Origin of the sequence: Halonatronomonas betaini (genome assembly GCF_015666175.1) — a bacterium.
In the GTDB taxonomy this organism is placed as follows: Bacteria; Bacillota; Halanaerobiia; order Halanaerobiales; family Halarsenatibacteraceae; genus Halonatronomonas; species Halonatronomonas betaini.
The window spans coordinates 118,449-131,463 of sequence record NZ_JADPIE010000002.1 but is presented as its reverse complement, the minus strand read 5'-3'; the positions used below and the strand labels follow the sequence as shown (position 1 = coordinate 131,463).

12 protein-coding genes and 1 riboswitch are annotated in these 13,015 nt (G+C 34.7%); all 12 genes read left to right on the top strand.

Features of this window, described 5'->3' with window-relative positions:
• The first annotated feature begins 2 nt into the window (after window positions 1-2).
• The 12 genes from cbiB to I0Q91_RS03640 all read left to right on the top strand — a co-directional run bounded on the left by cbiB (window position 3) and on the right by I0Q91_RS03640 (window position 12,772).
• On the top strand, window positions 3-962 hold the full coding sequence (gene cbiB / locus I0Q91_RS03695) for an adenosylcobinamide-phosphate synthase CbiB (RefSeq protein WP_270452946.1): 960 nt from the start codon (window positions 3-5) through the stop codon (window positions 960-962).
• Window positions 963-996: 34 nt separating this feature from the next.
• Window positions 997-1,875, top strand: coding sequence for a GHMP family kinase ATP-binding protein (locus I0Q91_RS03690; protein WP_270452945.1), 879 nt, complete (start codon window positions 997-999; stop codon window positions 1,873-1,875).
• On the top strand, window positions 1,876-2,973 hold the full coding sequence (gene cobD, locus I0Q91_RS03685; protein ID WP_345790949.1) for a threonine-phosphate decarboxylase CobD: 1,098 nt from the start codon (window positions 1,876-1,878) through the stop codon (window positions 2,971-2,973).
• A 128-nt stretch (window positions 2,974-3,101) separates the two neighbouring features.
• The gene (locus I0Q91_RS03680; RefSeq protein WP_270452944.1) at window positions 3,102-4,025 is read left to right on the top strand and encodes an ABC transporter substrate-binding protein; all 924 of its coding nucleotides are present in this window, start codon (window positions 3,102-3,104) and stop codon (window positions 4,023-4,025) included.
• 236 nt (window positions 4,026-4,261) lie between these two features.
• Window positions 4,262-4,343, top strand: a riboswitch (cyclic di-GMP riboswitch).
• A gap of 71 nt (window positions 4,344-4,414) precedes the next feature.
• Complete coding sequence (locus I0Q91_RS03675) at window positions 4,415-6,211, top strand: FapA family protein (protein ID WP_270452943.1); 1,797 nt, start codon at window positions 4,415-4,417, stop codon at window positions 6,209-6,211.
• A 144-nt stretch (window positions 6,212-6,355) separates the two neighbouring features.
• The gene (locus tag I0Q91_RS03670; RefSeq protein ID WP_345790948.1) at window positions 6,356-6,784 is read left to right on the top strand and encodes a GGDEF domain-containing protein; all 429 of its coding nucleotides are present in this window, start codon (window positions 6,356-6,358) and stop codon (window positions 6,782-6,784) included.
• Window position 6,785: 1 nt separating this feature from the next.
• Window positions 6,786-7,880 carry a cobalamin B12-binding domain-containing protein gene (locus I0Q91_RS03665; protein WP_270452942.1) on the top strand — a complete coding sequence of 365 codons (1,095 nt, stop codon included), beginning with the start codon at window positions 6,786-6,788 and terminating at the stop codon, window positions 7,878-7,880.
• On the top strand, window positions 7,862-8,374 hold the full coding sequence (locus I0Q91_RS03660; protein WP_270452941.1) for a hypothetical protein: 513 nt from the start codon (window positions 7,862-7,864) through the stop codon (window positions 8,372-8,374). The genes I0Q91_RS03665 and I0Q91_RS03660 overlap by 19 nt, the downstream gene beginning before the upstream one ends.
• Before the next feature lie 30 nt (window positions 8,375-8,404).
• On the top strand, window positions 8,405-9,835 hold the full coding sequence (locus I0Q91_RS03655; RefSeq protein WP_270452940.1) for a bifunctional diguanylate cyclase/phosphohydrolase: 1,431 nt from the start codon (window positions 8,405-8,407) through the stop codon (window positions 9,833-9,835).
• 350 nt (window positions 9,836-10,185) lie between these two features.
• A complete protein-coding gene (aroC, locus tag I0Q91_RS03650) occupies window positions 10,186-11,286 on the top strand; it encodes a chorismate synthase (protein WP_270452939.1) in 1,101 nt (366 codons plus the stop codon).
• A 236-nt stretch (window positions 11,287-11,522) separates the two neighbouring features.
• Window positions 11,523-12,446 (top strand): leucine-rich repeat domain-containing protein, encoded by a 924-nt coding sequence (locus I0Q91_RS03645; RefSeq protein ID WP_270452937.1) that lies wholly within the window; start codon window positions 11,523-11,525, stop codon window positions 12,444-12,446.
• Window positions 12,447-12,577: 131 nt separating this feature from the next.
• Window positions 12,578-12,772 carry a PucR family transcriptional regulator ligand-binding domain-containing protein gene (locus I0Q91_RS03640; RefSeq protein ID WP_270452936.1) on the top strand — a complete coding sequence of 65 codons (195 nt, stop codon included), beginning with the start codon at window positions 12,578-12,580 and terminating at the stop codon, window positions 12,770-12,772.
• Window positions 12,773-13,015: the final 243 nt, after the last annotated feature.

Here is a 13,015-nt window from a genome sequence, read left to right as displayed (position 1 = left end):
AGGTGATCAGGATTAACTCAACAATTCTAATATTAACTGGAGCAATCATTCTGGATTTAGTCATCGGAGATCCCTGGCAAAAGTACCACCCGATCATGTTAATAGGCGGCTTAATAAAAAAAGTTGAAGGGTTCCTTTATCCTGAAACTAAAAATACTGGAATTCAGAAATTGAATGGTGCAATTTTGGTCATAATTGTTGTCTCGGTCAGCTATTATGCCAGCTATTATTTAATAAGAGTCGGTGGTTTAATAGATCAGTGGCTGGGTTATTTAATCAGCCTTTTAATTTTCACCCACTGCCTGGCTATTAAAAGTCTGATCAGGGCCGGAGAAGAAGTTGAAAAAAGTCTGGCAGTATCTGATTTAAAGGAAGCCAGAAACTCTGTTAATAAAATAGTTGCCAGAGATTGCAGTCAGATCTCAAAGCCAGAGGTTATCAGGGCAACTTTAGAGAGCATGGCAGAAAATACATCTGATGGAATCCTGGCCCCAGTATTTTTCTTTCTAATAGGAGGAGTACCGCTGGCAATGGCCTATAAAGCTGTAAATACAATCGATTCTATGGTCGGTTATAAAAATCCTAAATATATTAATTTTGGCTGGGCCGGTGCACGCTTTGATGATCTCTGGAACTTTATTCCGGCCAGATTAACAGCACTCAGCTTTATTTTTAGTTCATTAATATTAGGGCTTGATTATAGGTCCTCATTCAAAATGATTTTAAGAGATGCCAGCAAACATCCCAGCCCCAATGCCGGCTATCCTGAATCTGCAATTGCCGGGGCACTTGGAGTCAGGTTTGGCGGTACAAATTATTATCATGGACAGAAAAGTTTTAGAGCTTATCTAGGAGATCCAGTTAAAGAATTTGAAACAAGTGATATTAATAAGCTTAAAAATATGATTTATGTATCTCTACTTATTTTTGTAATATCAGCTACATTAATAAGCTTGATTTAAAATTAATTTGATTTAATCAGGAGTTGATTCCCTATTGCAACAGGTAAAAGTAAGAGTCCCAGGTAGTTGTGGTGAACTAATTCAGGGCCAGCTTGATGGCCAGGATTTCTTAATATCCTGCCCTGTGAACCTTTACAGTCAGGCTAAGGTTAAACTACTACCTGAGACCAATAAAATCAAACTAAATAAAGGTTTCTCTAAAAGCTATAAAGCTGCCAGAAAAACCCTGGAATATTATCAGCTTCAGGGAATCGGTCTGGAAATCGAGATCGACTCAGAACTCCTGATTGGACAGGGAATGGCCAGTTCAACTGCCGACATGGCAGCCGTAGTTTCAGCTATCATGCTTTTAATCAATAAAAAGATAGACTATAAAGTGCTAATTAATATCTTGCTCGCAATAGAGCCGACAGATAGCATATTTCTGCCTGGATTTTATAAATTTGATCACCTAAATGGCCAGATAATTGAAAAACTAGGCCCCCTTCCTGAATTTGATATTTTAATTTTCAGCAATAATGCTGCAGAAATCAATACCCTGGCATTTAATAATTCCGATAAAATAAGGTCTTTGAAAAAGTCTAAAGAGCAGTCAGTAAATCAGGCTCTAAAATATATCCTGACAGGAATTAATACCAGAAGCAAAAAATTAATCGGCCAGGGCATGACTCTCAGTAGTCTGGCCCACCAGAAGATACTGCCAAAGACCGGACTAATCAAAATTAATGACTTAATCTCAGATTATCAACAGATTTATGGACTTAATATTGCCCATAGCGGCAATTTAATTGGTTTATTTATAGAGCCTGGGTTCAAAAATAAAAAACTTATTAAGAATATAGAACACAACTCTGATTTCAAGTTTTATCAGAGAGCCAGATTAATCAGTGGAGGAATAGAAAGGGTGATTTAAATCAAAAGCGAACACGGAGGCAATATTAATAAGATAGCCAGAAAATATAATTTAAATAAAGATGAAATTATAGACTTTAGTTCAAATATAAATTTTTTAGGCCCACCGGATTTTATCAAAAATGCTATTAAAAATAATCTGGATCAGATCAAAAACTATCCTGAACCTCAAGCAGCAGGTTTAAAAGAATTAATAGCAGATAAACATAATTTAAAAAGGGAAGAGGTACTTATAGGCAATGGTGCAGTCGAAATATTGTATCAGCTCACAAAAGTTATTAAGCCGAATAAATCATTAATCCTGGAGCCAACCTTCTCTGAATACGAACTTGCAAGTCGGGCTGCAGGAGCTGAAGTCCATAATATTTTACTGGCTGAATCAGGGGATTTTGAATTAACAGAAACAGTGCTGGCAGAACTAATTACCAGACTAGCTGATATGGATATTTTATTTCTCTGCAATCCTAATAACCCGACTGGAAAAATCATCGCCAGAGAAAAGCTTAATAAAATATTAAGAGAGGCCAGCCAGACAGATACCTTTGTAGTAATAGATGAGGCCTTTATTGATTTTCTTGATAATCATCAGGATATCACTGTAATTAAAGCTATCAATTCCCTTGATAATATCTTAATTTTAAGATCTTTAACAAAGATCTATGGAATTCCAGGTTTAAGGTTAGGTTATGCTCTAACTAATAAGGAAGTCGTTAAAAATATTGAAAATTCCAGAGATCCCTGGTCTGTCAATTACTTTGCCCAACTGGCCTGTCAGCAGATATTTTCACAAACTAAAAATGCTGATATCTATCTCAAAAGAACCCTGGAAAGATTAAATCAGGAAAAAGAATTTTTATATAACAGCCTAAATAAGCTGGAGGGTATAAAGGTTTATTATCCAACTGCCAATTATATATTTATAAAAATAAAAGATGCTGGTTTAACAAGTGAAGAACTAACAGATACCCTGGCAAAAGATGGCGTGATGATAAGAGATTGCAATAACTATACCGGCCTTAATGATAATTATATCCGGATAGCTGTCAAATCCAGAAAAGCCAATAAAATTCTACTTGATAAACTAGCAAAAATACTCTGATTTAAAACTAAAATTTAAAGGAGGTGAAACCATTAAGTAAAAAATATATAAATGGACTTACGTTATCGATACTAAATAAAAATATTTATTACTCAGTTTCTTACAAATAAAAATTGGAGGTTATTAATATGAAGTTATTTAATAGAGTTATTTTGTTAAGTTGTATCTTATTATTTGTATCAATTCTGTTCGCACCTGGACTTGAGGCTTTTCCTGTGGAAGTTACTGATGATTTAGGTAATGAAATTGAAATTACCGAAGAACCTGAAACTATTATTTCTCTTTCACCAAGCACAACAGAAATGTTATTTGCAATTGACTTAGAAGATAGGTTAGTTGGTGTAACTACTTATTGTGATTACCCTGAAGAGGTTAGCAAGATTGATACAGTTGGAAGCATTAGTGAGCCAAATATAGAAGTTATTATAGATAAAGACCCGGATTTAATAGTAACTGCAGGTATCACATCAGTCGATATTATTAATAGACTCCAGGATTTAGGTCTAACAGTAGTTGGATTTGAAGCTAATGATATTCAAGAAGTTTTTAGCAACTTTGAAAATCTAGGCCTTGTCACTGGAAAAACTGATCAGGCCGATCAGGTTGTAAACGATATGGAAACAAGAATGGATAAAATTTTGGAGCTAGTTGAAAGTCAGGAGGAAAGGCCAGAAGTATTTTACGAAATCTGGAATGAACCTATAACAACAGCCGGTGGAGACACCTTTATTGATAATATGATTGAGCTGGCAGGAGGTATAAATCTTGGGGCAGAAATTGATGCCGGCTGGCCTCAAATTGGGATGGAAACATTAATAGATTTAGATCCAGAAGTTTATATCTCCACTCCTCATAGTGCTGAACATCAGGTGACAGAAGAAAAGATCCTGGGCAGAGATAACTTTGAAGTGTTAACTGCAGTTGAAAACGAGAGAGTTCATGTAATAGATCAGGACATCATCAGCAGGCCATCTCCAAGGTTAATTGACGGTTTAAGAGGCCTGGCTATTTCAATCCATCCAGAACTAGAAGAAGAATTAGAGGACATTTAACTGCTTGCTAACATATTAGCTGGAACCAGAAGCAGCTATATTTCATAAGTTAAGACAACAACTGCCGGTCAGGAAAAAATATGGCCGGCAGTTTATCTATCAAGACTAACTCTATTATTGTTATCCTTATAACACTAAATTTTTATTTAAATTAAGCTAATTTGTTACTTTCAGCCGATTGAAATGACTTGCAATTCCATTAGAAAATTGGTACTATTATACTATGTAAAACAATAATAAATATTGGGCAAACCTGCTGTGAGGCAGGGACGCAAAGCCGTGGATCTTATAAATTTATAAGACTGCCTGGTTGCCGCTTGTTTTCAATGTGACATCAACCGGCTATGAAGCCGGTTTTTTTAGTATCATTAATTTCTGGAGGGGAAATTATGCTAAAGATTTCAGGCGATAAGATATTAGTAGAAGAAAAAGAAGATATGATGAGATATCCTGTGCTTTCAGCTGGCGATAATGTAGATCTATTTGTTGATGGCAATTTAATAGAAAAAAGAGCAATAGTAACAGGAGATTCGGATATTAAATATAGAATAAAAGATAAAGATTTAAGTTATAGCTCTTCTAAAACTATTGATGTAGAAGTTACTGAAGATGAGATGGAAGCTTATTTGGAAATCAAAATACAGCCAGCTAAAGATTACCAGGTAAAATTAGTTGAACAAAAAGGAGTATCAGTTCTGGTTAGTTCTGAGACTTCCAGAGAATATCCTGAAGTTAAAAAATCTGAAATATTACAGGCAATTCAGCAGGCTGGAATTATATATGGTATTGATCAGGAAGTAATTTCTAGCCTGGTTAATACCCAGGAAAATCAAAGAGTATTAATTGCAAAAGGTAAAGAACCTAAACCTGGCAGAACGGCTAGAATTGAACCAGTTAATATCAGAGAGGAAAGTAATATCGAATATTTTCATAAACATATTATATCTGTTCTACCTGGCCAGGTAATAGCAGTTAAAAAAGAGGCAACCCCTGGTCAGAAAGGAACAACAGTTAGAGGCAAAACAATTAGGCTGTCTCCACCAGATGATCCAGAAATCATTTTAGGTGATAATGTTATGTCTAATCCAGCAGGTAATAAAATAATCGCTTTAGAAGCTGGCAGACCTGTAATTGAACATAGAAAAGACTCTGTAAAAGTATCAGTAATCCAGCAGCATAGAATTGAGGGCGATATTGATAGGGATACAGGTAAGATCTCTTATTCAGGTGACTTAATTGTTACCGGTAGTATTCAGGATTTCTTTGGTGTCAATATCGAAGGAATTCTTAAAGTTAGAAAACATATCAATAATGCAGAGATAATAACCGGTGGTGATATTTATGCTGGCCACAATATTATCGGTGCAAATTTAAAGATAGGTATTTCTTCAGAAAAAGATGATATAATTGATGAACTTTTCAATAAAAATATTAATATCTTTATTGGTACTTTCGAAAAAATGTTAAATATATATAATGAAGATAGAGAAGTAGTAAAGATTGACCGGAAATTTAGAACATTAATTTCTAACTCTAAAAAACTTTCTAAAATAAAATCGGAGCTAATAAGTAGCTGTCAGCAGGTATTGAAAAATAAAAGACAGGAAAATAATCCTTTTAAAGATAGTATAAAGTTATTACATCAGTATCTGCTTGGATATAAGAACTATTCAAAAGATAGCTATGCTCAATTAAAGGAGATAGCAAATAAGATAGATAATAAACTTTACAGGCAGCAGGCTTTTGGTAAAAGCAATTTAGCTGCCGGTTATATCCAGAATTCAGAGATAACAGCCAGTGGAGACATATATCTTTTCCAGCAGGGGGTATACACATCAACTATTAAGACAGCTGGAAATATAATCGGTAATAATAAAACTTCCTTTTTCAAAGGTGGAACCTATAATACAGGAGGCTGGTTTGCTGGAGGTGCTGTTGGCGCAGAATTAGGTACAACAAAAATAAAAGTTAAAGCAGGATTTCTAGCCCGTGAAATCAAGGAGAATGTAATAGTAGTTGGTCCTGAAGACAAAATGAAATTTTCAGCTGGTAGCAAAAATATTTATATTAAAGTAAATGAAGATGGCAGATTTGAGTCCCACAGCTGGCCAGGCTGGCAGAACTGGATTGACGACAAAGTCGACCAGAATATCAAAAGAATCTGGAGCAAAAGGTCAAAATTCTAGATTTGAATTTTATCTATAACAGGTGTAATTTCTAAGTATCATTAATTATATTATAAGAGGAGTTCTTAGAATGGACAATATATTTCAAAAAAACGAGAACAACCAGGATAAACTTTTTGAATATTGTCCTGATGCTATCAACAGATTTTTAGTCGATCTATTAGACATGATTCCCCTTTATCTTTAGTTATAATTGATTTAGATAATTTTAAAATATTAAATGATACCTATGGCCATAAGACCGGAGATAAAGTCTTAAAAGCTATTGGAAGTTTTCTGGCTGATAATATCCGTTATGAAGATCAGGCTGCTAGAATAGGTGGCGATGAGTTCACTATCTTATTGCCAGAAACTAAACTGGAAGAAGCTGTTGATTTTATAAGCAGGCTAAAATCGGAGCTAAAAGAGATAACTATAGATGAGCCCTCTTTTGAATTATCTGCCAGCTTTGGAGTAGCAGAACTAAATACTCAGGAATCAATGGATGAATTTTTCCAGCGTGCAGATAAAAATTTATATCAGGCAAAAAATCAATATAAAAATGAATTGTTAAATACTGAGAGGATGAAGTAGATTGAGTTTATTATATGATATTACCGATCACAAAATAGAAAAGTTAGCTGAGCGCATTTTTAAAATGCAGTTTACCAGAGAAGCTAAACTTGATAATGAATATGATGATTATAGGAAATCCAAAATGTACAGGGACATTAAATATAACTTAAAAACCCTGGAAGTTACTGTCAGGTATGATGCTGCAGATATTTTCAAGGATTATGCTGACTGGTTAATCAGACTTCTTAATTCAAGGATGAAAGACATTTCGCCTGAGAGAGTCAGAGAGCAGATGATTAACCATTATCAAATAATTGGCGATGTTATCAAAGAAGAGCTTGAACAGGATTATTATCAAAAAGCAGAGATTCATCTTAATAATGCCATTAAAGTCACAGAGGAAGCTGAACTTGATAAAAAAACCTCTCAAAAAATATCCTTTGATAACCAGGAAGAGGCTGAGCTTAAGAGATTACAGTTTAAGTATCTCAATTCGCTTTTGCTCGCTGATAAACATAAAGCTCAACTGACAGTAGAAGAAGCACTGGAAAAGGAAATTTCAGTGGAAATGATCTACAAAGAAATCTTCCAGGAATCTATGATAAGAGTAGGCGAGCTCTGGAATTCCAATCAGATATCAGTAGATGAAGAACATTATATAACTAATATGACCCAGAATATCATGATGCAGCTCTGGCCCCATATTCTTGAGACTGAAAAGAACGGTCTTAGCCTGGTTGCCTGTACAATTGGCAATGAATTACATGAGATGGGGGCACGTATGCTCTGTGATTTGATGGAATATAAAGGCTGGAAAAGTATTTATCTTGGAGCCGCTGTTCCAGCAGAAAATATTCTGACTGCTATAAAAAAACACAAGCCTGAACTGGTAGTTCTTTCAGTGACAATGCCGTTTTATCTAGAACAATGCGAGGAAGCAGTTAGAAAAATCAAAGCAAATGAGGAACATAATGATGTCAGGGTAGCTGTTGGCGGCAGAGCTTTTGAGCTAGCACCTCATCTCCCAGAGGAATGGGGAGCAGATGTAGTTGCTAAAGATGCTGACGAACTGGCAGAATGGGCAAAGGAAAATATATGGGAACCAGTAAATTAGCCCGCAGTGCTCTAACCCTGACATTAATAATCGTTTCATTTTTGTTATTCAGGGGTACAATCAGTATTTTTAGTAGTTTTATTGTTCCTCTGGCACTATATATTTTTTCAAAAGATTTCAGCCTGGTAGAACAGCTGACAACAACTCTGGCAGCTCTTATTTTAGTAACAATATTTTTCAGCACCCAGGCTTTTTTTATGATAGCCTATGGATTACTTGCCTTTCTACTTTCAGTTACTGCTAATAAAAGCATGTTTCTAAAGATACTTTTGCTCTCTCTGGGAGCTGCAGTTTCGTTTATAATTGCAATTCAACTTACAGACCTGATTCTGGGTACGGCAATTCAGCAGGCCTTGACTTCCCTGGCAGGTGGATCTCAGGCTGGCTTCTATCTATTTGTTCTAATAGAGGGAGTTATAACAGGTACTGTTTTAAATGTAAGTAGTTACTGGCTGGAGAAAAGACTTGAATCGAACTGGTCGCAAAATAGATAACTAAGTTATAATAATTATGGAGGAAAAATCATGGCAGAAACAAATAAAGAAATGAGAATGGAAGAATTAGACATAGATGCCCGGCAATATCAAAAATTATTCTATAAATCACCGGCAGGAATGTTGCTTTTAGATCAGGATGGTAATATTCTAAAAGCAAATCAGGCCATATTAGAAACAACTGGTTATAGATTTGAAGAAGTTATCGGTAAAAGTATTTTTGATTTATTTGTTGAGGAAGATTATATAGAAGAAGCAAAGATTAATATTAAGAAAATTATCTCAGGTAAAGATCTTCGCCATATAACTAAGACAAGACATAAGTCAGGCGAAATCTTTTATTCGTTGCTTAAAGAAACCAGAATTAAATTAAATGACGGCAGTTATGGAATTCTTTCAATGCAAATAGATGTAACAGATATCAAGGAAAAAGAAGAGAAGATTAAGTATATCAGCTATCATGATCAGCTAACAGGCCTCTATAATCGCAAGTTTTTAGAGGAAGAGTTAAAGCGGTTAGATACTGAAAGGCAGCTTCCTATCAGTATTATCATGGCAGATGTCGATGGTCTTAAGCTGATCAATGATAGCTATGGTCACAGGGCCGGAGACAAGTTGATTAAAAGATCTGCTGAAATTCTTGAAGAGTCAGTTCGTCAGGAGGATATTGTTGCAAGGTGGGCCGGCGATGAATTTGTTATTTTACTGCCTAAAACCGGATCAGAAGAGACAGAAAAAATTATTAATAGAATAATAACCAGAACAAATGAAACTGATACAATTGATATTCCCATCTCAATAGGACTTGGCTATGCAGTAAAAGAAACTACCGATATTGATATCTATAAAGTATTAAACGAGGCTGACAAAAACCTGTATCATAACAAAATTTCTTATGGTAAAGATAAAGAAAGCAAGATAGTAAAAAGTTTTCTTGACTCTTTAGGTACTCAAAGTGGAGAGACCAAGGAACATGTTCAAAGAATGGCACAACTGGCAAGAAAAGTTGGTCGGCGATTAAACCTGTCATCCAATGAGCTCCATAAGCTTTATCTGCTGGCATATCTTCATGATATAGGTAAGATAACTGTGCCTGCTAATATCTTAAATAAAAATGGTAAGTTAACTGAAGAAGAGTGGGAAATTGTGGCTAAGCACACAGAAAAGGGGAGACAGATAGCCCTGGCAACATCAGAATTTGCTCCGATAGCTGAAGAAATTTATAGTCATCATGAACGCTGGGATGGCAATGGGTATCCAAGAGGCTTAAAAGGCGAAGAAATTCCCTATCTAGCAAGGATTATCTCAATAGTAGATGCCTATGATGTCATGACCAATGGCAGGGTATACCAGAATTCAATATCCCGGGATAAAGCTTTAAAAGAGATAAAAGACTGTGCCGGAACTCAATTTGATCCAGAGCTAGTTGATATTTTCATTAAAGTAATATTAGATGAGTAAAAGATGAATTAAAAGTTATTTTAGCGTATTAACCGGTCTCTTTCTATCCCCTTAAATAATATTTTCAGAGCCGGTTTTATATACATACTCCATAGAGGCCAGACAGGTTTTAGCCATTTCTTAACTATTAATGGCAGCCAGTCTGGCTTTTTATTATTAAGAATTAATTAACTTAAAAATTTCATGATAATTAGAAGGTGTTTAATTCTTTTTCTTGAATTAAGTTAGTGATAGAAATTTAGTTTATCAAAGCGCAATTAAAAAATATTTAGAAGAAGTGACAGGTTTTTAAATTACCAGATTAAATTTTTATAACAGCAAATAAAGAAGAAACAGAGAGGTGATCTGACATGTCAGGTTCAATATTAGGAGATATATTTAAAATTTCAACCTGGGGTGAATCCCATGGTAAAGGTCTTGGAGTCGTAGTAGATGGCTGTCCTGCCGGTGTTGAAATATCTGAAGAAGATATCCAGAAGGATTTAGACAGACGTAAACCAGGCCAGTCGCCATTTACAACCCCGAGAAAAGAAGGAGATAAAATAGAAATATTGTCAGGAGTATTCCAGGGAAGAACAACAGGGGCACCTATTTCTATGATAATCTTTAATAAAAATCAGAAATCCAAAGATTACTCTGCTTTAAAAGATGTTTATCGCCCGGCTCAATCCGATTATAGCTATGATTTAAAATACGGTTTTAGAGACCACCGGGGAAGTGGCCGTGCTTCTGGACGAGAAACAGCTGCCAGGGTTGCCGCAGGAGCCATTGCCAGAAAGATACTGGCAGCCTTAAATGTCAAAATAACAGCCTATACATCTTCAATCGGGCCAATTAAAGCTGATCCCAAAAATTATAATGAAGACTATATCATGAATAACTTCTTATATATGCCAGATCCAGTCGCTTTAGAGAAAGCCGAGGAATATTTAAGAAACCTTATTGCCGATAATAACTCTTCAGGAGGAACCATTGAATGCACTGTCAAAAATATCCCTGAAGGCCTCGGCGATCCTGTCTTTGATAAATGCGAGGCTTTACTGGCAAGGGCTATTATGTCAATTGGAGCAGTTAAAGGAGTCGAGTTTGGCAGAGGCTTTAAAGCAGCAGAAATGACCGGCTATGAGCATAATGATTTCTATAGATACAATGAAGGAGAAATAAATAAAGTAACAAATAATGCCGGCGGAACTCTGGGCGGAATCACCGATGGCAGCGATATCTTATTAAAAGCTGCAGTTAAACCAACTCCATCGATAGAGAAGACCCAGCAGGCAGTCAATAAATCAGGTGAAAATATCGACCTGAGCATTCATGGCCGTCATGACCCGGTTATAGTCCCAAGAGCCGTAGTCGTTGTCGAGGCAATGGTCGCCCTAACTTTAGTTGACCTCCTCTTAAAAAATATGACCTCAAGAATCGAATATATAAAAAACGTATATAAGAAATAATAAACTCGATAACTTTAAAAGAGTTTTAACTTTAGCAATAGCTCAATATTTTTATATCAGGTAGTCTATAGTGTGTATTCTTCTGTAATTTATTTGTTCTGTGTTGATTTAATTAGTTTACAGTTTTGCCACTATAGGCTCTATTAATTTATATAATTAGAGATCATTATATTATGACTGAATTAGACTTTTCAGGATTTTAAAGATTAACTATAAATATTTTGAGGTGAAATCCCATGAAAAATAAGTTATTAGTTTTATTGGTTATATTGATAGTATTAGCATTAAGTAATTCTATTTATACTGAAAAAGCTATTGATTTTGCAGATGATTCCCTGGATAATGAAATTAGAGAAAGACTTAATAAAGAAGAAGGAGATATATATCTTAGTGACTTAGAAGAAATTAGAGAGTTAGATTTATTCGCAAAGGGAATTAGTTCAATAGAAGGGATTCAATATTTAAGTAATTTAGAAAGCCTGGACCTCTATCAGAATTATATAGACGATATTCAGCCACTGGCTGAATTAACTAATTTGAGGAAACTCTCAATTGGTGCCTGGGAACCCAATCAGCTTGAAGATATATCTCCACTTGCAGGGTTAGAAAACCTTGAATACTTAAATCTCTCTGCAAACAGAATTAAAGATCTTTCACCTCTTAGTAATTTAACAAATCTAAAAGAGCTTAACCTCTGGAGAAACTATAATATCACTGATATATCCCCGCTGACTGATTTAAATTCTTTGAAAATATTAAACCTTACTGGAAATCAAATCACTGATATTTCTCCATTAGGTCAGTTAAATAATTTAAAAGAACTTAGATTTGGCAATAACCAGGTAGTAGATATTTCAGCATTAGAACCCCTTGAAAATCTGGAAGTCTTGAATTTTGGCGGAACACCATTACCTGAAGATGGTAATCAGGTTGAAGATATATCTGTTATAAGTAATTTAAATAATCTTGTCACCTTAAACTTTTATGACAATAAAGTCACTGACATTTCTCCATTATTAAATAATGAAAATATAAATCAGTTTATTGAGATAGATATGAGGATGAATCTACTGGATATTTCAGCTAACTCAAATAGCATGGAAGTAATAAATCAATTAACTGAAATTGGTGTAGAAGTTTTATATGAGCTTCAAAAATAATCTTAGCTTTCAGAAAAGGTAGGTATAACCGAATCAAATTTATCTATTTTGAAAACCTGTTAAATTAATTTTTAGTTACCCTATGATATAATATTAATTAACACTAATCAGACTAAGACAGGTGATTTAAAATGAAATTAAAAGATATTTTAGCTATGCCAGAATTCAAAGACTTTAAAGTTCTTGCCGGTGAAGATGGGCTTGATAGAAAAGTTGATATTGTAACTGTTATGGATGCCCCTGACCAAAAATTCGATATAGATGAGTCTGTATTCTGGAAGGGGATTGCCCTATTTGTTAAAACTGCCCATGATTTCTTAAAGTAAAATTTATAATATAAAAATCAGCAAAAGTTTATAATATTCCAGTCAAACCTAAATAATACTAGCATCCTAAGCGGCTAAAGCTTTATTACTTAAAGAGTTTTAGCCGTTTACTTTATTTATAAACAACTTTAAACTCTTCACATATTACTGGCATATCTTGTGAGAATTCCATACCAAATGCGCTCACATTCTATATTTTGTAACTGAATTCATTGCTGGCTGAGGGATTCATCCATAAAATAA

Excerpts from the sequence above, each read along its gene's own strand:
- I0Q91_RS03675 (WP_270452943.1), top strand. The coding sequence starts at position 4,415 with ATGCTAAAGATTTCAGGCGATAAGATATTAGTAGAAGAAAAAGAAGAT.
- I0Q91_RS03640 (WP_270452936.1), top strand. The coding sequence starts at position 12,578 with ATGAAATTAAAAGATATTTTAGCTATGCCAGAATTCAAAGACTTTAAA.
- I0Q91_RS03660 (WP_270452941.1), top strand. The coding sequence starts at position 7,862 with ATGGGAACCAGTAAATTAGCCCGCAGTGCTCTAACCCTGACATTAATA.
- I0Q91_RS03645 (WP_270452937.1), top strand. The coding sequence starts at position 11,523 with ATGAAAAATAAGTTATTAGTTTTATTGGTTATATTGATAGTATTAGCA.
- I0Q91_RS03680 (WP_270452944.1), top strand. The coding sequence starts at position 3,102 with ATGAAGTTATTTAATAGAGTTATTTTGTTAAGTTGTATCTTATTATTT.
- aroC (WP_270452939.1), top strand. The coding sequence starts at position 10,186 with ATGTCAGGTTCAATATTAGGAGATATATTTAAAATTTCAACCTGGGGT.
- I0Q91_RS03655 (WP_270452940.1), top strand. The coding sequence starts at position 8,405 with ATGGCAGAAACAAATAAAGAAATGAGAATGGAAGAATTAGACATAGAT.